This window comes from Pseudomonas segetis (assembly GCF_900188155.1).
GTDB lineage: Bacteria > Pseudomonadota > Gammaproteobacteria > Pseudomonadales > Pseudomonadaceae > Aquipseudomonas > Aquipseudomonas segetis.
The window spans coordinates 792,290-816,622 of record NZ_FZOG01000002.1; the positions used below are offsets into that span (position 1 = coordinate 792,290).

26 protein-coding genes are annotated in these 24,333 nt (G+C 57.5%); 13 read left to right on the forward strand and 13 right to left on the reverse strand.

Going from position 1 to position 24,333, the window contains the following annotated elements; genetic code table 11:
* Positions 1-77 precede the first annotated feature (77 nt).
* Positions 78-1,331, forward strand: a complete 1,254-nt coding sequence (gene glyA, locus CHB79_RS09535) for a serine hydroxymethyltransferase (RefSeq protein WP_089359692.1) — start codon at positions 78-80, stop codon at positions 1,329-1,331.
* Between the two features lie 120 nt (positions 1,332-1,451).
* Here glyA and CHB79_RS09540 read toward each other — a convergent pair whose 3' ends face one another.
* Positions 1,452-1,958 carry a DUF3015 domain-containing protein gene (locus tag CHB79_RS09540; protein ID WP_010489611.1) on the reverse strand — a complete coding sequence of 169 codons (507 nt, stop codon included), beginning with the start codon at positions 1,956-1,958 and terminating at the stop codon, positions 1,452-1,454.
* Positions 1,959-2,200: 242 nt separating this feature from the next.
* Here CHB79_RS09540 and CHB79_RS09545 point away from each other — a divergent pair, with 242 nt between their 5' ends.
* Complete coding sequence (locus CHB79_RS09545) at positions 2,201-2,572, forward strand: PilZ domain-containing protein (protein ID WP_010489609.1); 372 nt, start codon at positions 2,201-2,203, stop codon at positions 2,570-2,572.
* A 20-nt stretch (positions 2,573-2,592) separates the two neighbouring features.
* Here CHB79_RS09545 and radA read toward each other — a convergent pair whose 3' ends face one another.
* Positions 2,593-3,957: a DNA repair protein RadA gene (gene radA / locus CHB79_RS09550; protein ID WP_089359693.1), complete on the reverse strand. Its 1,365-nt coding sequence runs from the start codon at positions 3,955-3,957 to the stop codon at positions 2,593-2,595.
* 90 nt (positions 3,958-4,047) lie between these two features.
* A complete protein-coding gene (locus CHB79_RS09555) occupies positions 4,048-4,293 on the reverse strand; it encodes an HP1242/YdcH family protein (RefSeq protein ID WP_010489607.1) in 246 nt (81 codons plus the stop codon).
* Between the two features lie 238 nt (positions 4,294-4,531).
* On the opposite strand from CHB79_RS09555, the gene mscL reads away from it, so the two are divergent.
* A complete protein-coding gene (mscL, locus tag CHB79_RS09565; protein WP_010489605.1) occupies positions 4,532-4,939 on the forward strand; it encodes a large-conductance mechanosensitive channel protein MscL in 408 nt (135 codons plus the stop codon).
* Between the two features lie 392 nt (positions 4,940-5,331).
* Here mscL and CHB79_RS09570 read toward each other — a convergent pair whose 3' ends face one another.
* Complete coding sequence (locus CHB79_RS09570) at positions 5,332-6,108, reverse strand: ferredoxin--NADP reductase (protein WP_089359694.1); 777 nt, start codon at positions 6,106-6,108, stop codon at positions 5,332-5,334.
* Positions 6,109-6,251: 143 nt separating this feature from the next.
* Between CHB79_RS09570 and CHB79_RS09575 the strand changes: the two genes are divergently transcribed.
* The 4 genes from CHB79_RS09575 (at position 6,252) to CHB79_RS09590 (ending at position 10,116) form a co-directional block, all read left to right on the forward strand.
* Entirely contained in the window at positions 6,252-7,388 is a 1,137-nt protein-coding gene (locus tag CHB79_RS09575) for a methyltransferase (RefSeq protein ID WP_089359695.1), read from the forward strand.
* A gap of 153 nt (positions 7,389-7,541) precedes the next feature.
* Entirely contained in the window at positions 7,542-8,339 is a 798-nt protein-coding gene (locus tag CHB79_RS09580; protein WP_010489602.1) for a transporter substrate-binding domain-containing protein, read from the forward strand.
* A gap of 84 nt (positions 8,340-8,423) precedes the next feature.
* Positions 8,424-9,371 carry an amino acid ABC transporter permease gene (locus tag CHB79_RS09585; protein WP_029529658.1) on the forward strand — a complete coding sequence of 316 codons (948 nt, stop codon included), beginning with the start codon at positions 8,424-8,426 and terminating at the stop codon, positions 9,369-9,371.
* Between the two features lie 19 nt (positions 9,372-9,390).
* Entirely contained in the window at positions 9,391-10,116 is a 726-nt protein-coding gene (locus CHB79_RS09590) for an amino acid ABC transporter ATP-binding protein (RefSeq protein ID WP_176443176.1), read from the forward strand.
* 37 nt (positions 10,117-10,153) lie between these two features.
* On the opposite strand, the gene CHB79_RS09595 is transcribed toward CHB79_RS09590, so the two are convergent.
* From CHB79_RS09595 to CHB79_RS09615, 5 genes are all read right to left on the reverse strand, one after another.
* Positions 10,154-10,294 (reverse strand): DUF2474 domain-containing protein, encoded by a 141-nt coding sequence (locus tag CHB79_RS09595; RefSeq protein ID WP_036988355.1) that lies wholly within the window; start codon positions 10,292-10,294, stop codon positions 10,154-10,156.
* 10 nt (positions 10,295-10,304) lie between these two features.
* On the reverse strand, positions 10,305-11,315 hold the full coding sequence (gene cydB / locus CHB79_RS09600; RefSeq protein WP_010489595.1) for a cytochrome d ubiquinol oxidase subunit II: 1,011 nt from the start codon (positions 11,313-11,315) through the stop codon (positions 10,305-10,307).
* Positions 11,316-11,317: 2 nt separating this feature from the next.
* Positions 11,318-12,745 (reverse strand): cytochrome ubiquinol oxidase subunit I, encoded by a 1,428-nt coding sequence (locus CHB79_RS09605; RefSeq protein WP_010489594.1) that lies wholly within the window; start codon positions 12,743-12,745, stop codon positions 11,318-11,320.
* Positions 12,746-13,007: 262 nt separating this feature from the next.
* Complete coding sequence (locus tag CHB79_RS09610) at positions 13,008-13,592, reverse strand: nucleotidyltransferase family protein (RefSeq protein ID WP_245851407.1); 585 nt, start codon at positions 13,590-13,592, stop codon at positions 13,008-13,010.
* Entirely contained in the window at positions 13,589-14,560 is a 972-nt protein-coding gene (locus CHB79_RS09615) for an XdhC family protein (protein ID WP_010489592.1), read from the reverse strand. The genes CHB79_RS09610 and CHB79_RS09615 overlap by 4 nt, the downstream gene beginning before the upstream one ends.
* 167 nt (positions 14,561-14,727) lie before the next feature.
* On the opposite strand from CHB79_RS09615, the gene CHB79_RS09620 reads away from it, so the two are divergent.
* The 3 genes from CHB79_RS09620 to trmA all read left to right on the forward strand — a co-directional run bounded on the left by CHB79_RS09620 (position 14,728) and on the right by trmA (position 18,635).
* Positions 14,728-15,990, forward strand: a complete 1,263-nt coding sequence (locus CHB79_RS09620) for an MFS transporter (RefSeq protein ID WP_089359697.1) — start codon at positions 14,728-14,730, stop codon at positions 15,988-15,990.
* A 179-nt stretch (positions 15,991-16,169) separates the two neighbouring features.
* Positions 16,170-17,465, forward strand: coding sequence for an NCS2 family permease (locus tag CHB79_RS09625; RefSeq protein ID WP_089359698.1), 1,296 nt, complete (start codon positions 16,170-16,172; stop codon positions 17,463-17,465).
* 81 nt (positions 17,466-17,546) lie between these two features.
* Positions 17,547-18,635, forward strand: coding sequence for a tRNA (uridine(54)-C5)-methyltransferase TrmA (trmA, locus tag CHB79_RS09630; RefSeq protein ID WP_089359699.1), 1,089 nt, complete (start codon positions 17,547-17,549; stop codon positions 18,633-18,635).
* 68 nt (positions 18,636-18,703) lie between these two features.
* On the opposite strand, the gene CHB79_RS09635 is transcribed toward trmA, so the two are convergent.
* Positions 18,704-19,090, reverse strand: coding sequence for a DUF4345 domain-containing protein (locus tag CHB79_RS09635; protein ID WP_029529657.1), 387 nt, complete (start codon positions 19,088-19,090; stop codon positions 18,704-18,706).
* A gap of 157 nt (positions 19,091-19,247) precedes the next feature.
* On the opposite strand from CHB79_RS09635, the gene ypfJ reads away from it, so the two are divergent.
* Positions 19,248-20,129 carry a KPN_02809 family neutral zinc metallopeptidase gene (gene ypfJ, locus CHB79_RS09640; protein ID WP_089359700.1) on the forward strand — a complete coding sequence of 294 codons (882 nt, stop codon included), beginning with the start codon at positions 19,248-19,250 and terminating at the stop codon, positions 20,127-20,129.
* A 51-nt stretch (positions 20,130-20,180) separates the two neighbouring features.
* Here the strand turns inward: ypfJ and CHB79_RS09645 are convergent, their stop codons facing one another.
* Both CHB79_RS09645 and CHB79_RS09650 read right to left on the reverse strand, forming a co-directional pair.
* Complete coding sequence (locus CHB79_RS09645; protein WP_010489586.1) at positions 20,181-21,068, reverse strand: PA4780 family RIO1-like protein kinase; 888 nt, start codon at positions 21,066-21,068, stop codon at positions 20,181-20,183.
* Between the two features lie 107 nt (positions 21,069-21,175).
* Positions 21,176-22,066, reverse strand: coding sequence for a LysR family transcriptional regulator (locus CHB79_RS09650; protein WP_089359701.1), 891 nt, complete (start codon positions 22,064-22,066; stop codon positions 21,176-21,178).
* A 100-nt stretch (positions 22,067-22,166) separates the two neighbouring features.
* On the opposite strand from CHB79_RS09650, the gene CHB79_RS09655 reads away from it, so the two are divergent.
* Together CHB79_RS09655 and CHB79_RS09660 are read left to right on the forward strand one after the other, a co-directional pair.
* A complete protein-coding gene (locus CHB79_RS09655) occupies positions 22,167-22,808 on the forward strand; it encodes an NAD(P)-dependent oxidoreductase (protein WP_089359960.1) in 642 nt (213 codons plus the stop codon).
* Positions 22,809-22,839: 31 nt separating this feature from the next.
* Complete coding sequence (locus CHB79_RS09660; RefSeq protein WP_010489583.1) at positions 22,840-23,124, forward strand: DUF2218 domain-containing protein; 285 nt, start codon at positions 22,840-22,842, stop codon at positions 23,122-23,124.
* A 5-nt stretch (positions 23,125-23,129) separates the two neighbouring features.
* Here the strand turns inward: CHB79_RS09660 and CHB79_RS09665 are convergent, their stop codons facing one another.
* Positions 23,130-24,317 (reverse strand): HD domain-containing phosphohydrolase, encoded by a 1,188-nt coding sequence (locus tag CHB79_RS09665; protein ID WP_089359702.1) that lies wholly within the window; start codon positions 24,315-24,317, stop codon positions 23,130-23,132.
* Positions 24,318-24,333: the final 16 nt, after the last annotated feature.

Below are 24,333 nucleotides of genomic sequence, written 5' to 3' on the forward strand. Positions count from 1 at the left end.
CATACCCGCACGCCTGCAGTATGGGGTAGAATCCGCACCCTATTTCTTCAGCCCAGCTGTTTTCTCAGGGGATTGCTATGTTCAGCCGTGATTTGAATCTTGCCCGTTTTGACGCCGAATTGTTTGCCGCGATGGAGCAAGAAGCCCAGCGCCAGGAAGAGCACATCGAGCTGATCGCCTCGGAAAACTACACCAGCCCAGCGGTGATGGAAGCCCAGGGCTCGGTACTGACCAACAAGTACGCCGAAGGCTATCCAGGCAAGCGTTACTACGGCGGCTGTGAATACGTGGATATCGTCGAGCAGGTCGCAATCGACCGCGCCAAGCAACTGTTCGGTGCCGACTACGCCAACGTTCAGCCACACTCGGGCTCGCAAGCCAACAGCGCGGTCTACATGGCCCTGCTCAATGCTGGCGACACCGTCCTGGGCATGAGCCTGGCACACGGCGGCCACCTGACCCACGGCGCCAGCGTCAGCTTCTCCGGCAAGATCTACAATGCAGTGCAATACGGCATCAACGACGACGGCCTGATCGATTACGATGAAGTCGAGCGCCTGGCGGTCGAGCACAAGCCCAAAATGATCATCGCTGGTTTCTCGGCCTACTCACAGGTTCTCGACTTCCCGCGTTTTCGCGCCATCGCCGACAAAGTCGGTGCCTACCTGTTCGTGGACATGGCCCACGTTGCCGGCCTGGTTGCAGCAGGTGTCTACCCGAACCCGGTGCCATTTGCTGACGTGGTGACCACCACCACCCACAAAACCCTGCGCGGCCCACGTGGCGGCTTGATTCTGGCGCGCAAGAACGAAGAGCTGGAAAAGAAGTTCAACTCGGCAGTATTCCCAGGCGGCCAAGGCGGCCCGCTGGAGCACGTGATCGCAGCTAAGGCGGTGTGCTTCAAGGAAGCGCTGCTGCCCGAGTTCAAGACCTACCAGCAGCAAGTCATCAAGAACGCCCAGACCATGGCCAAGGTGTTTATGGAAAACGGCTATGACGTGGTTTCCGGCGGCACTGAAAACCACCTGTTCCTGCTCAGCCTGATCAAGCAGGACATCACCGGCAAGGAAGCAGATGCCGCACTGGGCCGTGCCTTTATCACCGTCAACAAGAACTCGGTGCCAAACGACCCGCGCTCACCCTTTGTAACTTCGGGCCTGCGTATCGGCACCCCTGCCGTTACCACTCGTGGTTTCAAGGAAGATGAGTGCCGTCAGTTGGCAGGCTGGATTTGTGAAGTCCTGGCCAACATTGGCAATGACGAAGTGGAAACCAAGGTACGCGAGCAAGTCAAAGACCTGTGCGCACGCTTCCCGGTTTATGGTGCGTAAATCGCCCGGATGGGTAACGCGCTGTTAATCCGTTAAACCTTGGCGCCCAGCGTTTTCGCACAAGGTTGGTTAAACGAAAAAGCCCGCCATTTTGGCGGGCTTTTTCGTAACCAGTGGTTCTTACGCAGGTGTTTTAGCGTAGGCGGCCAGCTTGCTGTCGCGGCTCATGACTTCCATGGTGGAAGCCAGTACTTGCTCGCTGGTGACGTCGGCTGAAGAGAAAATCGTGTTGAAGTTCTCGTGCGTGACCTTGGCAAACTGCGCGCGGTCGCTTGCAGGAATCCCCAGCAGTACAGCGTAGGCATCCAGTGCCTCACCTTGGCCTTGGGCCATGTCTTCAGCGATAGAGTCGAGCATGCCGTTCATTGCAAGCATCGAACGCCCACCATAAGTGAGCTTGCCGCTGGTGCTGCAACCGTTGGTACCGGACGTCATGCCAAAGGTGGCGTTACCGGAGGTGCCGTTGGTTGTACTGGCAAGGAAATGCGGTGCAATGCCACGCTGACCATCAAACAGCATGTTACCCCAACCGCAAGACGGGCCGCCTGGCGCTTCGGCATAAGCCCCAACGCTGGCAACAGTCAGCAAACCGAAAATCAAGCCTTTGCTCAGCAATCGCTTTTCCATTTTTCTTGTGCTCCACCATAATATAAATATAAAACTGCATTAGCAGCTTTGGTTAAAGTAGCAAAACTGTCAAATGAGTTGCGTGAGCCAGCACCACAATTGAGCAGGCCATTGGCCGTGTCGACCAAGTTTTTAAAGGGGTTTTAGCCAAAAACCACAATTAAAATATTTTTCCTGCCAACCGGGGTATTTAGCTCTTCAAGCTTGACTATAGTGTTGAGAACGCAAACAAGGAGTTAAATATGAGCGACCCGGACACGGAGCGTAGACGCTTTCATCGCATCGCCTTTGACGCACCGACAGAAATATCCCAGGGCGCGCAGCGCTGGGAAGTCAAGTTGCATGACGTGTCGCTCAAAGGGCTGATGGTCGAACGCCCTGCTCATTGGCAGGCCGATCCGCAACAGCTTTTCGATGTGCAGATCAACCTGAGCGAGGCTGCCAAGGTACGCATGGAAGTGACCCTGACCCGCGACGACAGCGGCTTGCTGGGGTTTGTTTGCGAACACATTGACCTTGAATCCATAAGCCATCTGCGCCGCCTGGTCGAGCTCAACCTGGGCGACGAATCCATGCTTGAACGCGACCTCAGCGCACTCGGCAAGGACAGCTGAGCCGCACTGGCTCGGCGCGCTCAGTCGAACAAGGCATCCAAGGCTTGCTCAAGCCGCGTGACAGCAATGACCTGCAACCCTTGCGGCGCCTCTTTCGGGGCGTTGCCCTTGGGCACGATTGCACGTTTGAAACCGTGCTTGGCGGCCTCTTTCAAACGTTCCTGGCCGCTTGGTACCGGGCGAATTTCTCCCGATAAACCGACTTCGCCAAATACCAGCAGATCATTGGCCAACGGCCGGTTGCGCAAGCTGGAAATGACCGCAGCCATCAAGGCCAGGTCCGATGCTGTCTCCAGCACCTTGACCCCACCGACGACATTGAGAAAGACATCCTGGTCGTAAGTAGGGATGCCGCCATGGCGATGCAATACCGCCAGCAGCATGGCCAGGCGGTTCTGATCAAGCCCAAGGGTCACACGGCGCGGATTGCCCAAGTGGCTGGTGTCAACCAGCGCCTGGACCTCCACCAGCATTGGCCGTGTGCCCTCCCAAGTTGCCATGACCACACTTCCAGGCACTTCTTCCTGGGCCCGGGTAAGAAAGATGGCAGAGGGATTGGTTACCTCTTTGAGGCCCTTGTCGGTCATGCCGAATACGCCGAGTTCGTTGATCGCGCCAAAGCGATTCTTCACCGCCCGCAACAGGCGCAGGCGCCCGTCCGACTCGCCCTCGAAGTACAGAACCGTATCGACCATATGCTCCAGCACCCGCGGCCCGGCGAGCGCGCCTTCCTTGGTGACATGGCCGACGAGGAAGATCGCCGTGCCGCTTTGCTTGGCAAAGCGCACCAGCAAGGCGGCACTTTCCCGCACCTGCGCCACACCGCCAGGCGCGGATTGCAGCTGTTCAGTGAAGATGGTCTGGATCGAGTCGATCACCATGACCTTGGGCTTTTCCTGGCGCGCCGTGGCAATGATGGTCTCAATGCAGGTTTCAGTCATGACCTTGAGCTTGTCTTCCGGCAAACCCAGGCGCCGAGCGCGCATGGCAACCTGCTGCTGCGACTCCTCGCCCGTGACATACAAGGCTGGGAAGCGCGTGGCGATGTTGCAAAGGGTTTGCAGGAGGATGGTCGACTTACCGATACCCGGATCGCCGCCAATCAGCACTACCGATCCATCTACCAAACCGCCGCCCAGCACACGGTCCAGCTCGCCGGAAGCAGTGGAAAACCGCGGCATCTCTTCAACACTGACTTCAGCCAGGGTTTTTAACGGCGCCTGCTGGCCAGCCCAGCCACTGCGCCCGCCAGGCGCCGTGGCATTGGCCTCGACCATGGTTTCAACCAGCGTATTCCAGGCGCTGCACTCGCCACACTGGCCGGCCCACTTGGGAAAGGTGGCGCCGCACTCAGTGCAGCCATACAGGCGTTTGGCCTTAGCCATCGGCAGACTTCCTCAGAGCAAAGCGCCCATCATAGCCTTTCCTGAGCAAGCAGCGACAATCCGCAAGTGTTGTCCTTTATGCCTGGCGAATCAGTCCTGATGGCTATTGAGCATGGCGGAGATATCGTCCTTGAGCGTAACCCGTTGCATCTTGAGCCCCTGCAGGTTCAAGTCATCCATCGACTCGTGGCCGTCTTCGATCTCATAAATGCGCTTGTCCAGCGCCTCGTACTCTTCAGCTAGCCGGGCAAAACGTTTATTGGACTGGGCCAAGGTGCTGAACTTCGAGGCGAATTGAGGAAACTCGTTCTTCAGTGAGTGATGTTCCAACGGCATGTCTGCACCCTCTTGATGTATGTACTTTCAGACTAGTCGAGCCTGCGGGCTCTGCTTGGCCACGGAACAAACCCCACGCCAAAAACTCGACCAGAGTGTGGCAGCGTCAAGCTTTTTAGCACTGGCGTGCACCAGAAAACCAACAGCCATATTTTTGACAAACCCAGTCTGACGAGTGGCTAAATGTATTTGAGTGTTTAGAATGAATACATCACCCAATATCGCAGGGATAGGAAACATGAGCATTATCAGTGAGTTCAAGGCTTTTGCCGTCAAAGGCAATGTAGTCGACATGGCAGTCGGTATTATCATTGGTGCCGCGTTCGGTAAGATCGTTGCATCCTTTGTCGGTGACCTGATCATGCCCGTGCTGGGCGTCATGATAGGAGGCGTTGATTTCACCGACTTAGTCGTCGTGCTCAAAGCAGCGCAAGGCGATATCCCTGCCGTGACCATGAACTACGGTAAATTCATCCAAACGCTGGTCGACTTCCTGATAGTGGCATTCGCCATCTTCATGGCAATCAAAGTGATGAACAGCCTCAAGCGCAAGGAAGAAGCCGCTCCGGCCGCGCCACCTGCGCCGACTCAGGAGCAAGTATTGCTGACCGAGATCCGCGACCTGCTGAAAAACAAAGCTGAATAAGCTTTCACAGTCAGCGCTGCTGAACAGCTTGGCGTGATCACGCCAAGCCTGGTTGCCCCCGGCGCGGGCGCTTTTTCGTCCGCCGTTTACAACTCCAAACACCCGGACTACTCGCCACTTCGGTGGACAAGCTTCGCGTTGTCACACCCTACCTGGATGGCCTGACCCCATAGGGCGGACGGCGCTTTTTCGTCCGCCGTTTACAACTCCAAATCTCCGGACTATTCGCCACTTCGGTGGACAAGCTTCGCGTTGTCGCACCCTACCTGGATGGCCTGAACCCGTAGGGCGGACGGCGCTTTTTCGTCCGCCGTTTACAACTCCAAACACCCGGACTATTCGCCACTTCGCTGGACAAGCTTCGCGTTGTCACGCCCTGCACCTGTCGTACCCTACCAATAATTCTCCACGGCGACCTGGCCTGGCCTGCGGGTCAGGCTTAGCTGCATGTCGCGCTGCTTCAATAGCTGGCGCAGGTCATCAATCATCTGGGGGTTGCCGCAAAGCATCACCCGTGAGTGTTCGGCGTCCATCGCTACACCTGCAGCGAGTTCCAGCTCACCATTATCAAGTAATGTGGTGATCCGTTGGTTGAGGCAGCCCGGCAGTGTCTCGCGGGTGACCACCGGCACATAAACCAGCTTGTGCGCATGCTCGGCAATGTGCTCCATCGAGCCAAGTTGCTGGATCAGTTGCTGATAAGCCAGCTCCTGCTTGGTCCGGGCGCTGTAAACCAAGATAATCCTTTCAAATCGCTCCCACACCTCCAGGCCTTGCAGTATCGACAGAAATGGCGCCAGGCCCGTGCCGCTGGCCACCAGCCACAAGTCACGGCCATCAATGAAACGATCAAGGGTGAGAAAGCCAAACGCCTGCTTGTCCACCAACAGCGTGTCGCCGACAGACAAACGGCTCAGTTCGCTGGTGAACTCTCCGCCTGGCACAACGATTGAGAAGAATTCGAGAAACTCGTCATGCGGCGCCGAAACCATCGAATAGGCGCGCCAAACAATACTGCCGTCGGGTTTGCAAACGCCTAGACGGGCGAACTGCCCGGCAACAAATCTAAACCCCAGATCACGTGAACAGCGCAAACTGAATAAAGTCGGCGACCAGACATGCACATCGCTAAGCGTTTGCCGGGTAAACTTGTCATCACTTGCGCTCATAGGGCTCCCCAATTGAGTTGGCGGATAGGCTTGAGCAGTTCCCTTGTGTGGCACGGTTACCAAGGTACGACAGCTAAGCAACCGCTCGGCCCATGAACCTGCAGTGTCGCGCACTTTTTCAATGATAAAAACCAGCAGCTTATATGCCTATATTCGTTACGCCTTTTGCACCACTGGAATTGATCCGCCAGCCAGAACAGTCGCACGAGACCCTGCAGGCCTTTGACGCCGCGGATGAATACCTGCTCAACCAGTTTGCCGAACAAGGCGGCGGGACGAATCTGCGCGTGTTGATTCTCAACGACAACTTTGGCGCGCTGGCCTGCGCGCTGGCAGCTATTGAACAGCCCCGCCATCTGATCACCAGCTGTTCTGACTCGCACCTGGGGCACATGGCACTGAAGATCAACCTGCAGCGCAATCAGTTGGCTGCAGATGCGGTCAATTTCGTACCGGCACAACAATCGCCCCAAGGTCCCTTTGATCGCGTACTGATCCGCATCCCCAAGACCCTGGCCCTGCTCGAAGAGCAATTGATTCGCCTACACGGCCAACTGGCACCGGGAGCGCAGGTTGTGGCCGCGGCCATGGTCAAGCATTTACCGCGCGCAGCAGGTGATCTGCTGGAAAAATACATTGGCCCGGTTCAGGCGTCCCTGGCCGTCAAAAAGGCGCGCTTGCTGATTGCATCGCCGGAACCAAGGCCGCAGCCCGTCTCCCCCTACCCTAGCCGCTACAGCCTGGAGAAACCGCCGCTCAACCTGGTCAACCATGCCAATGTGTTCTGCCGCGAAGGCCTCGACATCGGCACGCGGGCCTTCTTGCCGCACCTGCCCAGGGATCAACAGTCTCTTCGAGTTGCAGACCTGGGTTGCGGCAACGGTGTTCTGGCTCTTGCCTACGCTCTGAACAACCCCGAGGCGCAACTGACACTGGTTGATGAGTCGTACATGGCGGTGCAATCGGCGCGGGAGAACTGGCTAGCCGCGTTCGGCGAACGGCCGGTGGATATCCGCGCGGGTGATGGCCTGGCTGAACAACTGCCGGAGTCGTTGGACAGGGTGCTGTGCAACCCACCCTTTCACCAGCAACAAGTGGTGGGCGACTTCCTCGCCTGGCGGATGTTCCAGCAAGCGCATTCAGCCCTGGTGACGGGAGGACAGTTGTGGATTGTCGGCAATCGCCACCTGGGCTACCACCAAAAGCTCAAGCGCCTGTTTCGTGGCGTCGAACAAGTGGCGTCGAACCCCAAGTTCGTGATTCTCAAGGCCATCAAGTAGCTGATAACGACCGACTTCCCTCTAAGCGACCAACTGCCTGCTCCGGACTTTTTCATTCAAGGCTTTACCTGTTATAACAAAGAGCCTTTACAAAAGGCCGATGCCAACAAATAAGAACGCAATAATGCGCTCAAAAAGAATAAGGACTCTCACATGAGAAAATTTTTTACTGGTTTGGCGATTACCGCCAGCCTGCTAGGTGCTTCAATCACAGCTCAAGCGGGTCCAGTTCTTGATGACATTGTTAAATCAGGGGAACTTAAAGTTTGTTTCGACGCCGGCTACATGCCTTTCGAAATGAAGAGCAAGGCAGGCCAGTTCATCGGTTTTGATATAGACATGAGCAAACTGCTGGCCAAGCAGATGGGCGTTAAATACGTCCCGGTCAACACGGCCTGGGATGGCATCATCCCAACCCTGCTGACCGGCAAGTGCCACATGATCAACGGCGGCATGACCATCAACACTCAGCGCAATATGCGCGTGAACTTCGCTGACCCTTATATCGTTATCGGCCAGAGCATTCTGCTGAACCCTAAGCTCAAGGGTAAGATCAACGACTACAAAGACCTCAATGATCCGCAGTACACCATTACCACCAAACTGGGGACTACCGGCGAGCAAGCGGTCAAGCGTCTGCTCAGCAAAGCCAAGATCAATGTCTTTGAAACCCAGTCTGACGCAGTGCTTGAAGTTACCAACGGCAAGGCGGATGCATTCATCTACGACCTGCCATTCAACGCGATCTACTTTGCGCAGAACAAAGACAAGATCGTTCACCTGGACAAGCCATTCACCTTCGAGCCGCTGGGCTGGGCTGTTGCCCAGGGCGACCCGGAAATGCTCAATGTGCTGAACAACTTCCTGCGTCAGATCAAGGGTGAAGGTACCTACGATCGTCTCTATGCCAAGTGGTTCGAAAGCGACGCCTGGCTCGACCAGGTTCAGTAAGCCCATCAGGCCAGACTCAACCTCTGGCCTGATTTCCACTTGCCCCGCGCGTTACCGTAAAACCTAAATTTCCAGGAGGTCACTTTGTTGACCAGTCCCCGACGATGGCTTTGGCACGGCCTATCAGTACTTATCATAGCGGGCCTTATGGGCACGCTGTACATAGCTTCCAAGCAGATCAACTACAGCTGGCAATGGGCACGTGTGCTGCCTTATATCGTCAACACCGCACCACTCGACCTGCGGGCCAGCGGCAATGGCACCATCACTGAAGTCACCCCTGATGCAATAACCCTCACTCTTGATTCCGGCGACAAGCCCCAGGTTTTCAAATCCTATGACCAGGCCGTTGCGGCCCAGGGCGACCTGATATTCGAAGGCGATGTGGTCGCACGCACCGTGCAATGGCGCGCTGGCCCGCTACTCCATGGCTTGTGGGTGACCCTGAAGATATCGGTGATTTCACTGTTCTTCGCCACCCTGCTCGGCCTGGCGGCGGGTTTGATGCGCATTTCCAGCAATCCGGCCTGCCAAAACCTGGCATTTGCCTACGTCGGCTTGATTCGCGGTACGCCACTGCTGGTACAGATATTTATCATGTACTTCTTTGTCGGCACCATGCTCAACCTTGACCGTTTCTCTGCCGGGGTCATGGCGCTGTCGATCTTTACCGGTGCCTACATTGCCGAAATCGTGCGCTCCGGCATCCAGTCGATCTCACCCGGACAAATGGAAGCCGCGCGCTCGCTGGGCATGTCTTACCCCAAGGCAATGACGCACGTTATCTTGCCGCAAGCATTCAAGCGCACGCTGCCGCCCATGGCGGGCCAGTTGATCAACCTGATCAAGGATTCCTCGCTGGTTTCGGTAATTGCAATCACCGACCTGACCAAAGCCGGGCGCGAGGCTATCAGCGGCAACTTCGCGACATTCGAAGTGTGGATTACCGTAGCCGGCCTGTACCTGATTCTGACGACCTTGCTGTCGTGGGTTGTCCGCCGCATTGAAAAGAGGTTAGCCGCCAGTGACTGAAGCCTATACCGGCAAGGACATGATCGTTGCCACCCAAGTTAACAAGATCTACGCCAATGGCTGCCATGCCCTTAAAAACGTCAGTGCCACAATTTCCCGTGGTGAAGTGGTGGTCATCATTGGCCCATCCGGCTCAGGCAAGTCGACTTTTCTGCGCGCACTCAACCAGCTTGAGCAGATCAATAACGGCCAGATCATTATCGATGGCATCAACATGTATGCCCCCGGCACCAATATCAACAAGCTGCGTGAACGCGTCGGCATGGTGTTTCAGTCGTTCAACCTGTTCCCGCACAAGACGGTAAAGGGCAATGTCATGCTCGCACCGATCAAGGTCGCCAAACGCGAGCCGAAAAAGGCCGAGCAAGATGCCGAGCAACTGCTCAGACGCGTGGGGCTGGGGGACAAGCTGGATGTGTACCCGGCGCAGCTTTCCGGGGGCCAACAGCAACGCGTGGCAATTGCCCGTGCGCTGGCGATGAACCCGGACGTAATGCTGTTTGATGAGCCCACATCGGCGCTGGACCCGGAAATGGTCGGCGAGGTGCTGGATGTAATGAAGAGCCTGGCCAACGATGGCATGACCATGGTGGTGGTGACCCACGAGATGGGCTTTGCCCGCGAAGTGGCCGACCGCGTGCTGTTTATGGAAGACGGCGAATTGCTGGTCAGCGACACCCCGGACAATATCTTCAGCAGCACCAAGCACCCGCGGCTAGAGCAGTTCCTATCGAAACTGCTCTAGGGTGAACGGCGCTTGAACACCGCAGATCATTAAGCCTTTAGCTGGTCATGCCTGCTGCGCTCATAAACCAGCGCAGCAGCAATGACACAACCCCCAGCGCCAGAACGCTACCCGCCCAGATTGCCACCAGCCAGCCGATACGCTGGTACAAGGGCTTCTTCTGTTGCGAACCCGTCATGCTGCGATCCTTAATGGTAGCCATGTTCGTGGGTTATCTTGCCGCGGAACACGTAGTAGCTCCACGCGGTGTACATCAGGATAAAGGGGATGATGAACAACGCGCCGACCAGGATAAACGCCTGGCTTTGCGGCGGCGATGCGGCCTCCCAGATAGTCACGCTAGGCGGGATGATATTCGGCCACAGGCTCAGGCCCAAGCCGCTGTAGCCCAGGAAGATCAAGCCAAGGGTCAGCAAAAACGGGGCGTAGTGCTGACGTTTCTGCACAGCCCGCCACAAGGCCCAGGTACAAAGCAGAACCAGTATCGGCACAGGCGAGAGCCAGAAAATATTAGGCAGGCTGAACCAGCGCTCGGCAATCTCGGGATGAGCCAAAGGCGTCCACAGGCTGACGATACCAGTAACCGCCAGGACCACAAGAATCAGCGGCTTGCCCAGGTCATGCATCTGTTCCTGCAAGCGTCCCTCGGTTTTCATGATCAACCAGGTGCAACCCAACAAGGCATAGGCGGCGACCAAGGCCAAACCACAAAACAGCGCGAAAGGTTTTAGCCAGTCCAGCGGACCACCCGCGTAGGTACGGCCAACCACCTCGATGCCATCGATATAGGCGCCAAGGGTAACGCCCTGGAAAAAGGTCGCGGTGATTGAGCCGCCAATAAAGGCCTTGTCCCAGATATGCCGCTTATGGGCTTTGGCCTTGAAGCGAAACTCAAAGGCCACACCGCGGAAAATCAACCCGAGCAGCATGAAGATCAGCGGCAGATAGAGGGCGTCCAGCACCACCGCGTAGGCCAGCGGGAAGGCGCCGAACAGCGCCGCGCCACCCAGTACCAGCCAGGTTTCATTGCCATCCCAAACCGGTGCCACGGAGTTCATCATCAGATCACGTTCGCGATCATCCTTGACGAAGGGAAAAAGGATACCGATACCCAGATCGAACCCATCCATGACTACGTACATCATCACACCGAAAGCGATGATCACCGCCCAGATATGCGAGAGATCTATGCCGACCATGTTCAGCTCCTTTCAGTCTGGGTGTCGTCTTCATCGTCCGGTGCAGCAGACAGCGGACGAGACGGCGTACGTTGTTGGCCTGGGCCACCTTCTTGATGGTTAGTGCCTTCTGCAGGTACTGGCCCTTTGCGCACCAGGCGCATCATGTAGCCGAGACCGGCGCCAAAAAGCGCGAAATAAACCACCACAAACAACACCAGGGTCACACTCATCTGCACGACCGTGTGATTTGAAACCGCGTCCGAGGTGCGCATCAATCCGTACACAACCCAAGGTTGGCGACCGATTTCCGTGGTGAACCAGCCCGCCAGGATTGCGATCAGGCCCGAAGGTCCCATCCATAGCGCCATGTGCAAGAAAGCGCGATTCTCATAAAGCTTGCCGCGCGGTCGCAGCAGCAACGCCCAGGCGCCCATCATAATCATCAACAAGCCAAGGCCGACCATGATCCGGAAGCTCCAGAACACCACGGTCGAGTTTGGCCGGTCTTCCTTGGGAAATTCCTTGAGCGCGGGGACTTGCTTGTCAAGGCTGTGGGTCAGGATCAAGCTGCCCAATTTAGGGATCTCGACCTTGAAGCGGGTTTCCTCGCGCTCCATGTCCGGCCAGCCAAACAGAATCAACGGCGTTGCTTCGCCCGGAGGGTTTTCCCAGTGCCCCTCAATCGCAGCAATTTTGGCAGGTTGATGCTCCAGCGTATTGAGGCCGTGGGCATCGCCAATCACCGCCTGAATGGGTGCAACGATCAGCGCCATCCACATGGCCATGGAAAGCATCTTGCGCACTGCCGGGTTGTCACGACCACGCAGCAGGTGCCAGGCCGCGGATGCACCGACAAAGAAGGCTGTGGCCAGGAATGCAGCCGTTGCCATGTGCATCAGGCGATAAGGGAAGGACGGATTGAACACCACCGCGAACCAGTCTACGGGGATCACCCGACCATCGACGATTTCAAAACCCTGGGGCGTCTGCATCCAGCTGTTGGAGGCAAGGATCCAGAATGTCGAGATCAGCGTACCTATGGCGACCATCAAGGTAGAGAAGAAGTGCAAGCCAGGCCCGACGCGGTTCAAGCCAAACAGCATGACACCGAGAAAACCTGCTTCGAGAAAGAATGCAGTGAGCACTTCGTACGTCAGCAAGGGGCCGGTAACGGCACCGGCAAAGTCAGAGAAGGCACTCCAGTTAGTCCCGAACTGATAAGCCATCACCAGGCCGGAAACCACGCCCATGCCAAAGTTGACGGCAAATATCTTCGACCAGAAGTGATACAAATCCATGTATACGCTTTTGCCGGTTTTCAGCCACAAGCCTTCAAGAACGGCCAGGTAGCTCGCCAAACCGATGGTGATTGCAGGAAAAATAATGTGAAACGAGATGGTGAAAGCAAACTGGATCCGGGCTAACTCCAATGCCTCTAAGCCAAACATGGCGCGTCCTCAATCAGGTGATACAAAACCTCGCTTCATTCGAGGTTCGCTAATAACGTACTGGACTCTGATCATCAAATGACGCCAGCGTTCTTATCGTTAGCACATACAGTGATGCCAGACACATTCCCTTGCCTCTAGTTGCAGTGAAAACCATCCGCCAGCAATAAGCCTGATGTTGATCCATATCAATACCCAACTAAGGATAGCTGCATACCTGGAATTAACCGCTGTGGTTCATTGTCGCGATCAGTTGCGGTTTTCAGCGCAGTGCCTGCGGACAATCAACATCGAGCAAGACTGCCGGGTCTGCAACATCCAGCCCGACGCAGGCATGGGCATGCTCGTGCAATATCGCCCTGGCGCCCTGCTCGCCCTTGAGCCCCTGCAGCTGCGGCCAGTACTTGCGGCCGAATATGACTGGATGACCGCGCTCGCCCTTGTACACAGGAAACACAATACGCGAGCTGCCTGCGGCCTGAACCAGGCGCAGCAATGTCTGGTCCTCGAGCCAGGGCATATCTCCCAACAAGACGGCAATTGCAGACGCCTGGCTGTTCAGCGCTGCGACCTGGGTAATGGCTCCGGCTAAACTGGTGCCCATGCCTTGATCGGCATCGGCGCAGCATATAACCCGGGTGTGCCCTGGCAGCCCCAGCGCCTGTGGCTCGTCATCCTCACGCAGGGCCACATAGAGCTGCGCAAAGTGGGGCTGGGCGCGAGCAACAGTCGTCGCCAGCAGACCCTGGCCATCACCGAGCCGCGCGATGCGCTTGTCGCTGCCAAAACGCCGCCCTCGCCCGGCAGCCAGCACCACGGCGACAACTGCCTTTGACGGACAGCTCAAAGTTGCGCCTTGGCCACGCCATTGCGCAGACGGACGATATCCGCAAGCACAGCCAGGGCAATCTCGGCCGGGGTTTTACTGCCCAGGTTAAGACCAATCGGCGCCTGTATTCGCGCCAGATCAGCCTCGCACAGCCCACCCGAGCGCAACAAACGCTCGAAACGCTTGCTCGTGGTTTGCTGCGACCCCATCACGCCGATATAGAACGCCTCGGTACGCACGGCTTCGATCATCGCCAGGTCATCAATTCGCGGGTCATGGGTCAGGGCCACAACGGCGGTATCGGCATGACAGCCACCTGCCGCGATTACCATTGAAGGCAGCTCACGGCGGATCTCGACGCCCGGCAGTTCGACGCCGTCCAGCACCTCATCGCGTGGATCACAGAGCACCACTTCAAAACCAAGGGTCTTGCCAAACTCGGCGCAGACATGGGCGACGCTGGAGTAGCCGGCCAGCAGTAGACGTTGTGCGGCGCCAACACGGATATGCAAGGTGTCCAGCTCGCGGCGTACCCGAGGCCCGTGATCGGGGTCCGCACTCAGTTGCCATGAACCCTGCGGCACAGTGACTGAACGCAACAAACGCCGCTGTCCGAGCAATGCAGCCTCCAGCTCACGCAAATGCGCCAGCACTTCGCAACTGCAGGCCAGGTTCTCGACCAGCACTTCCAGCACGCCGCCGCAGGGCAAGCTGACATTGGAGTGGCTATCGCTGCCATCGCCATAGCGCACCAGCGTTGCGGGCTCGACAAATGCGCCTTCAGCCACACGCTGAAGAAAATCATCCTCTACACAACCGCCAGACAATGACCCCAACCAATTGCCCTGTTCGTTGACGACCAATAGAGAACCAGGCGCCCTGGGTGCCGAGCCATAGGTAAATAGCACTGTGCACAGCCAAACCCGCTGGCCAGCCTGCGACCACTGCAGTGCCTGGCGAACGACCAGTAAATCTAGATGCTGCATTAACGGCTCCGTCCCTTAGATAGCGCACCACTTTATCAGGACTTTAGGACACAGGCAGGCCTGGGCCCCATAAAGCCATTGTGGTTAATGGTGATTTGCGCAGAAGCAGCCGAAACAATTTGTTTCAGTTAGACTTTGCGCCCGACCACGCCCGAGCTGACGCTGTTATGTCAAACACCACGCCAACCCTGCTGCGCCATCACCGCCCCTTCATAGCCTTCTGGCTGGCGCGCGTTGCAACCGCCAGTGGTTTCCAGATGCTGACCGTGGCCATCGGCTGGCATATCTACAAACTCACTGGCAGCGTGCTCGACCTGGGCCTGGTCGGCCTGGCCGAATTCCTGCCGCGCGTACTCTTTATGCTACATACCGGCCACGTGGCCGATCGCTACAACCGTGCACGCATTGCTGCCGTATGCCAGACAGTTCAGGCGCTGATTGCCCTGGCGCTGGTGATCAGCAGCTACAGCGGTGATATCAGCCGCGAGATGATCTTCCTGCTGGCCTTTAGCCTGGGTGCGGCAAGGGCCTTTGAAATGCCCGCTACGCAAGCACTGCTGCCGCGCCTGGTGCCTCCGTCGTTGTTTCCGGCGGCGGTTGCTGCATCAGCATCGGCCATGCAAACCGCAACCATTGTCGCCCCTGCCCTGGGTGGTTTCCTGTTTGCCTTTGGCAGCATCTGGGTCTATGTACCGACCGCAATCCTGTACGTGCTGGCCTGCGGCTTGATGCTCAGCCTGCCGAAGCATCCGGCGCAGCAAAGCAAGGAAAAAGCATCGCTGAACAACCTGCTGGCTGGCATTCGCTTTATTCGCAGTCGCCCCGATGTGTTTGGGGCAATCTCGCTCGATCTGTTCGCGGTGCTGCTCGGCGGAGCCACAGCCCTGCTACCGGTGTTTGCCAAAGACATCCTGATGACCGGCCCATGGGGGCTTGGCCTGCTGCGTTCAGCGCCCGCGGTAGGCGCCTTGCTGATGTCCTTCTGGTTGGCGCGCTTTCCGATCAATCGCCATGTCGGGCGGACCATGTTCACCGCCGTGGCGATTTTTGGCGTAGCCACCATCGCGTTCGGAATCTCGACGTCTTTCTGGTTCAGCCTGCTGGTACTGGTGGTGCTGGGCGCTGCAGACATGATCAGCATGGTTATCCGTGGTGCCTTTGTGCAATTACAAACCCCTGACGCCATGCGGGGCCGGGTCAGCGCGGTCAACGGCTTGTTTATTGGCGCATCCAACCAACTCGGCGAGTTCGAATCCGGCCTTACCGCACACTGGTTCGGCACTGTGCCCGCAGTGGTGCTCGGTGGCGTCGGCACGCTCCTGGTCACCGGCACCTGGATCAAACTGTTCCCGACACTGGCTCATCGCGACACCCTGGAACAGACCGAGCAAGAACTGGCCGCAACCCAGAAGTCGGGAGTCGGTGCTTAAAGCGACATGGCGCCTATAGCGGCGCCTGTACTACGCTGCCTTGATTCACCGCCAGCGGGCTTACTGCTATGATGCGCGCCTTTTTCACAATCGCCAGCTATACAGTTCAGCCATGGATGGATGTAGTTAGCTATCGATCAGGCCACTTTCGGCGCATTTAGCGTCACGGGGAACTCCAGATGCTGGAAAGACTGTTCCAACTCAAAGCACACAACACCAACATTCGCACAGAGATGCTGGCCGGCCTGACCACCTTCCTGACGATGGCGTACATCCTGTTCGTCAACCCGAGCATTCTCGGGGAAACAGGCATGGACAAGGGCGCGATCTTTGTCGCGACCTGCCTGGCCGCAGCAATCGGCTCGGCGATCATGGGGTTTATTGCCAACTACCCAATCGCCCTGGCTCCGGGCATGGGCCTCAATGCCTTCTTTACCTACACAGTGGTCCTGCATATGGGCCACACCTGGCAAGTCGCCCTGGGCGCGGTGTTCCTCTCGGCGTGCATGTTCTTCCTGTTATCGATTTTCAAGATTCGTGAGTGGATCATCAACAGCATCCCGCTGGAGCTGCGCTCGGCCATTGCCGCGGGCATTGGTCTTTTCCTGGCGCTTATTGCCCTCAAGGAATCAGGCATCGTCGTTTCCAACCCGGCAACCCTGGTGGGCATGGGTGATCTGTCCAAGCCCGAGCCACTGCTGGCAATCCTCGGTTTTTTCGTTATCGTCGCGCTTGAAGCGCGCCGGGTTACAGGTGCGGTGCTGATCGGTATTTTGCTGACCACCGGCATTGGTATTGCCCTGGGTGTCTCGCAGTTCGGCGGCTTTGTATCCATGCCGCCATCATTGGCCCCGACCTTCATGCAGCTCGACATCATGGGCGCGCTGGATATTGGCTTGGTCAGCGTGGTGTTCGCCTTCCTCTTTGTTGACCTGTTCGATAACTCCGGCACCTTGATTGCCGTTGCTAAAAAAGCGGGCCTGATGCGCGCCGACGGTTACATGCCGAAAATGGGCCGGGCACTGATAGCCGACAGCAGCGCGGCCATGGTCGGCTCATTACTGGGCACTTCGACCACCACCAGCTATATCGAGTCAGCCGCAGGTGTCACCGCTGGCGGCCGCACCGGCCTGACCGCCGTAGTAGTCGCCATCCTGTTCCTACTGGCCTTGTTCTTCTCGCCACTGGCAGGCAGTGTTCCGGCATTCGCCACGGCGCCTGCGCTGTTGTTTGTCGCGGTACTGATGACCGCTGGCCTGGCCGAGATTGACTGGAGCGATATCACCCTTGCCGCCCCCGTGGTAATCACCGCACTGGCGATGCCGCTGACCTTCTCGATAGCCAACGGGATTGCCTTCGGCTTTATCGCCTGGGCAGCGATCAAGTTGCTGGCGGGACGCTGGAAAGAGCTGAACCCGGCGCTGGTGATCCTGGCGATTTTGTTTGTGATCAAGTTCGCCTGGTTTAACGCCTGATACGCTGTACTCGGTAACACCCACACCTGATGATCGCGGCAGGTTAACCTGCCGCTTTCCGACCACGCTGAAGAGTTATTCATGAGTGCGCCACAATTCGATCCAGCCAGCTATGACGCTCAGCTGGAAGAAAAAAAGCAACGCCTGATCAGCCTACTTGCGCCGTTCAACGCGCCTGCACCTGATGTGTTCGACTCGCCGCGCGAACATTACCGTTTACGCGCCGAGTTTCGCTTGTGGCGTGAAGGCAATGAACGCTTTTATGCAATGTTTGCCGCAGGCGACAAACGTACCCCGATCCTGATCGAGGATTTTCCGATTGCCAGCCAACGCATCAATGACTTGATGCCGCGTGTCAAAGCCGCCTGGCAAGCCAACGAGGCACTGAATTTCAAGCTGTTCCAGGCTGAGTTCCTGACGACCCTGGCCGGCGATGCGCTGATCACCTTGTGCTATCACCGCCCGCTTGATGAACACTGGCAAAATGCAGCACAACAGCTGGCCAACGAGCTGGGTGTCAGCCTGATCGGACGCTCCCGTGGCCAACGCCTGGTGATAGGCCGCGACCATGTGATTGAAGAGTTGGAGGTAAACGGGCGCAGCTTCAGTTATCGCCAGCCTGAAGGTGCCTTCACCCAGCCCAACGGCCGGGTCAACCAGAAGATGCTCAACTGGGCCTTCGACGCCCTGGGCGAACGGCAAGACGACTTGCTTGAACTCTACTGTGGCAACGGCAACTTCACCCTGCCGCTGGCGACCCGCGTACGTAAGGTGCTGGCCACCGAGATCAGCAAATCGTCAGTCAATGCCGCCCTGGCCAATCTTGCCGACAACCAAGTCGATAACGTCACCCTGGTGCGTTTGTCCGCAGAGGAGTTGACCGAAGCGCTCAATGAGGTGCGTCCGTTCCGCCGTTTGGCTGGCATCGACCTCAAAAGCTATGACTTTGGCACAGTGTTTGTCGACCCGCCACGCGCCGGCATGGACCCTGACACCTGCGAGCTGACCCGACGCTTCGAGCGCATCCTGTATATCTCATGCAACCCGCAGACGCTGGCCGACAACATCGAGCAGCTCAGCGATACGCACCGCATTGAACGCTGCGCTGTCTTCGACCAGTTCCCCTACACCCACCACATGGAGTCGGGTGTCCTGCTGGTACGCAAGTAAGCCCATTGCCTAACTCGCGGCTCAAGCCAATACTCAGCCCTCAGGCACGACTTGAGGCTGAGTAGCGCCTAGCCTCGATTGAGGCAGCGCAAGGCGTAGAAACTCAGCCCACCGGCCACCACTTCTGCCAGCAAGGCGTAGAGGTTGAAGGTTTGCCCCGCGCCACCATCGAGCCACAAGCCGCCCAGCCTGGCCACGGCCAGCGCACTGTAAAGCAGCACCATCAAGGTCAGGGCACTGCGGGTCAGGTCGAGGCGTGTCAGCGCCAACCCCAGAAAAGCTGCCAGGCCAATTTGCAGGCCGCCGTAATAGGCACGCACGTCGGTCACAGCCGCAGCCTCCATCAGCAGCATGCCGGAAACATTGGCCATGGGCTGCGGGTTCACAAAATATGCCAGGCCCAAGCCAAACAAAATAATGACCTGGATCGTCAAAACAACTCTTGCCACTAACATCGCCAACTCCCTTTCAAGCCATTTATAGCTGCCAGCTTAGGCGCCATCCGGGGCCAAGCCCAGCAATATGCATAATTGACCCTGACTGACGACTGGACTGGCGTCTGGCTTATACTGAGCAACACTGATTAACAGCAATATCACAGGGAATCGAGTAATGCGCTGGAGCAAAGGACGACGCAGTGACAACGTGGTGGATGCCCGCGGCAGTAGTGGCGCAGGCAGACGGTTCGGGGGTGGCCGTGGCCTGAGCCTCGGCGGGGTCGCCGTGATCGTGGTGGTCGGGCTGCTAATGGGCCAGGACCCGCTGCAGATCCTTGGCAACATTGCAGGCCAGGCCACGCAAAGCAGCGCGCCAGCTCCTCAGCAACAGCCCAACAACCCGGCTGCCAATGACCAGCAGTCTGAATTCGTACGCTCGATCCTGGGCGACACCGAAGACACCTGGCGCGAAATTTTCAGCAATGCCAATCGCCAATACCAGGATCCAAAGCTGGTGTTGTTCAGTGGCGGGGTCAATTCAGCCTGCGGCTTTGCCGATGCTGCGGTAGGCCCGTTCTATTGCCCGGGCGATCGCCAGGTCTACCTCGACTTGTCGTTTTTCCAGGAACTTGAACAGCGCTTCGGCGCAGCTGGCGACTTTGCCCAGGCTTACGTCATTGCCCATGAGATCGGCCACCATGTACAAACCCTGCTCGGTGTATCGGCAAAAGTGGATGCCGCACGCAGGGCTGGCCAACGCATGGAAGGCAGCAACGGCCTGCTGGTCCGCCAGGAACTGCAAGCCGACTGCCTGGCAGGGGTTTGGGCCAACAGCGCACAACGCCGCCTGAACTGGCTGGAACCTGGCGACCTTGAAGAAGCCTTGAATGCGGCCAATGCCATTGGTGATGATCGCCTGCAAAAGCAGACCCGCGGCCAGGTGATGCCTGACTCCTTCACCCACGGCACCTCGGCGCAACGCGCTCGCTGGTTCAAGGCCGGGTTTGACAGCGGCAAGCTGGGCAGTTGCGACACCTTTGGCGCGGCGAACCTGTAGCCATAACCTGCACGCGAGACACAAAAAAGCCCCTTTACCGGGGCTTTTTGCCTATTGCATCCACGGCGGCGGGGGCTCTTCCCCTGCCGGGGCATCATCCGCGTCGAGTAGCGCCTGGCGCCGCGCTTCCTCCGCCAATGCGGCCTTGATTTCACGCATCACCGCATCAACATCTGCGGCATCTTCAGGATCATCAAACTCACCGGTCAAGGTCGACTCGGGGGTTAACTTGCCCTCCTCGTACAAGGCCCACATTTCCTTGGCGTACTTGGTGTACTTGAGTTCAGGGGCAAACTGCCCGAAATAGGCAGCCATGTTGCCAACGTCGCGCTCAAGCATCTTGAAGGCATGATTATTACCCGCCGCATCGACCGCTTGCGGCAAGTCGATAATCACCGGCCCTTCAGGGCCAAGCAATACGTTGAACTCGGACAAATCGCCGTGCACCAGGCCGGCGCACAGCATCTTGACGATTTCCTCGATCATGAATGCGTGGAACTCGCGGGCATCATCCGGATGCAGGTCAACATCATTGAGGCGAGGAGCAACATCACCCTCGCCGTCATCGACCAGTTCCATCAACAGCACGCCCTCAAGGAAGTCATAGGGCTTGGGCACTCGCACGCCGGCATTGGCCAGCCGGAACAAAGCGCCTACCTCAGCGTTCTGCCAGGCATCTTCCTGGCCTTTGCGACCGTACTTGGAGCCCTTGGCCATGGCCCGTGCGTCGCGACTGTTACGCACCTTGCGGCCTTCCTGATATTCCGCAGCCTGGCGGAACCCCCGCTTGTTAGCCTCCTTATAGACCTTTGCACACCGCAATTCCTGACCACAGCGAACTACATAAACCGCAGCCTCTTTACCACTCATCAGCGGGCGTATCACCTCGTCGATCAGACCATCTTCGACCAAGGGTTCAAGACGTTTTGGAGTCTTCATCAGCTTTAATCACGGGTCCTTTGTGGCTCACTTCACCTGTTGTGCTCGTTATACGGCAATCTTTCGACAGCGCCCAGTCTATACGACCATTACCTTACTGGAACCTGTCAATTGGCCAGCAAGTGGCGACGCAGCGCCTCTATCGCATAACGCACCTTGGCCGGCTGTACATCGCGCCTGGGCGTCACTATATAAATCCCCACTGGCGGCATTTGCCAACCGGGTAACACTGCTCGCAACTGACCTGTCGCCAGCTCATCACGGATCTCATGCTCGGGCTGCAGCGATATGCCCATCCCCGCCAGTGTAAAGTTACGCACCGCAAGCAGGTTGTTGCAACCCACCCGCCCCTCTATGCGAATTTTCTCAACCTGGGAGTCTGGCCCTTGTAGGCTCAGGGTTTCATGCATCTGCATGGTGCTGAGCATCACCCAATCGGCACTGACCAGGTCTTGCGGGCTGTTTATCGGTGGGCGGTTCAATAAATAACTCGGCGCTGCGCAAAATACGAAGACAGCATCGCCAATGTGCCGCGCAACCAGGCTGGAGTCTTGCTGGGGGCCTACGCGAATGGCCAGGTCGATACGCTTGTCAACCAGGTCGATACGCTCATCCTGAAAGAACAACTGCACAGTCAAGCCCTTGTGCGCTTGCAGTAAAGGTGCCAGCGCATCACTCAGATGACGCCCTGAAAAGCCTACAGGCACGGCGATGCGCAACTCGCCGACAGCCGCATCCCGCATCTCGGCCAAGCGCTGTTCAGCCTCTTGGGCCAGCGCCATGACCTGCGCGCTGCTTTGGTAAAAGGCGGCTCCGGCCTCGGTCAGGGTGAGCTTGCGCGTGGTGCGGTGCAGCAGGCTGACCTGGGTGCTTTGTTCCAGCTTGCGAATCTGCTGGCTGACCGCCGGTGCAGTCATTCCAAGCACCTCGGCGGCGGCAACCATTGAGCCACGCTCAACCACAGTGGCAAAGATTGCCATGCGTTTTAACTGCTCCATTATTAAGCCCTGCTTATCAGTAAAAGCGTTTATAGCCTATTTATCCGGGCTTTACCTCTATGAAACCATGTATTCACTGAATCACTTGGATATCCAGCAGATGAAAATCGCCCTGATTGGCGCTACGGGATTTGTCGGCGCAGCCGTTCTGGCCGAAGCATTGAAGCGCGAGCATCAAGTAACCGGCATTGTCCGCTCCCCCGAGAAGCTGCCGGGTGCCCCCTTGCTCAAGGCGTGCAAAGGTGATGCCTACGATGCGGACAATATTGCCCAAGCCGTTGCCGGGCATGATGCTGTGGTGCATGCCTTCAATCCCGGCTGGGGCGAAGCGAATATCCGCCAGCTGTTTGTTCAAGGCAGCCAGGCGATCTATGCCGGGACCAAGCAAGCCGGGGTCACGCATTTGCTGGTTGTTGGCGGCGCAGGCAGCCTGTATGTCGCCCCTGGCGTGCAATTGATCGACACCCCGGGGTTTCCTGCGGCCTACAAGGAAGGGGCTGAAGGTGCGCGCCAGGTGCTGCAACTGCTGCAAGACAAAATTGATCTCGACTGGAGCTTTATCTCGCCGCCTGCCATTCTCGAACCAGGCGAGCGCAAGGGCAGGTTTCGCCTTGGCACCGACCAGCTATTGATGGATGGCCAGGCCCCCGCTCGCATCAGTGTCGCCGACCTGGCCGTGGCAATTATCGATGAGCTGGAAGCACCCGCGCACATCCACCAGCGCTTTACCGTCGCCTATTAGGCCTTTCACAAACCTGCAAAAGGTATTACCCATGACCTTAACTTCATCAGCATTCGTCAGCACCGATAGCCCGGCGCGTTATATCAGTCGGCTGTGCAAACATTTCGCCCACAAGATCCCGGTGAGCTTTGACGAACAACAAGGCCGTATCGAGTTTGAGTTCGGCCTGGCATTGCTCCAGGCCAGCGAAACCGGCCTGCAGCTGAGCGTACAGGCCGAAACCGCAGAACAACTGGAGCGCCTCAAGGGCGTGGTCGCCAGCCACTTTGAGCGCTTTGCCTGGAAAGAAGCATTGACCCTCGACTGGAGTGAGTAACCGGTTTATTCCTCGGTCGGCAAGCTCAACTCTATCGTTTCGCCCATAGAGTCATTAAGGCGCTCAAGCTCGAAGTTGAGGGCATCGGCGTCTTCTTCCAGGGACAGGGCGATCGCAGCGAAAGCATCCGCGGCCTCAATGAAGGCCAGCACCACCGAAGGATCGAACAAGGTGCCGCTGGCAGCATTAATCCGCGCCATGGCAGCGGCGTGGGTGAGCGGCTGGCGATAGGCATGATGGCTGGTCAGTTGCTCATAACACCCAGCCACGGCCATCAGTCGCGCCGAGAGCGGAATTTGCTCGCCCCGCAAACCTTGCGGGTAGCCTGTACCGTCCCAGTTTTCATGTTGGCTGTAGACAATGTCCTTGGCCTCGCTCAAAAAACTATTCGCGCCGTCTAGCTTTTGCTCTGCGGCCTCCAGAGCCACATAGCCAGCCTTGGCGTGACTTCGCATCAGTTCCAGGTCACGGCCTTTGAGGTCGGTCGGGCTCAGCAGGATACGATCAGGCAGCACCAGCTTGCCAATCCCATGCAGCAAGGCGGAGCGTCCAAGCTGGGCGATTCGCTCTTCGTCGAGTTCCGCACTCAAGCCTGGCTGCTGGCGTGCCAATGCCGTGGCCAGTGTGACGATATAGGCTTTAATTCGTGCCAAATGCTGGCTACAGGGATTGTCACGCATGGCAGCCAACCCGGCCATGGCCTCGATTGCGACTTCCTGGTGCTTTTCAATGTCACGGGTGCGCCGGCGAACCTCCAGTTCCAGGTACTCGCTTTTATCACGCAGGAAATCCGCGCCGGCCTTGAGTTGCAGGTGTGACTTGACCCGTGCCATCACAATTGGCGGGCTGATCGGCTTGGTGATGTAGTCAACCGCCCCAAGGTCGAAGCCAAGCTGCTCATCGGCAATCTCGCTCTTGGCGGTCAGGAAGATGACTGGAATAGCCTGGGTCTGGGGGTTTTGCTTTAGCGCACGGCAAACTTCATAGCCATCCATGCCGGGCATCATCACATCGAGCAAAATCAAATCCGGTGGTGTTTCGCTCGCCGCTATTCGCAAGGCATTGATACCGCTGCTGGCCACCTTCACCCGGTAACTGTCGAGCAACAACTCACTCATCAGCTCAAGGTTTTCAGGAATATCATCAACAACAAGCACCAGCGGCTGATCTGAATAATTGAAACTGTCGTCCATCATCCTATCTCCCGAA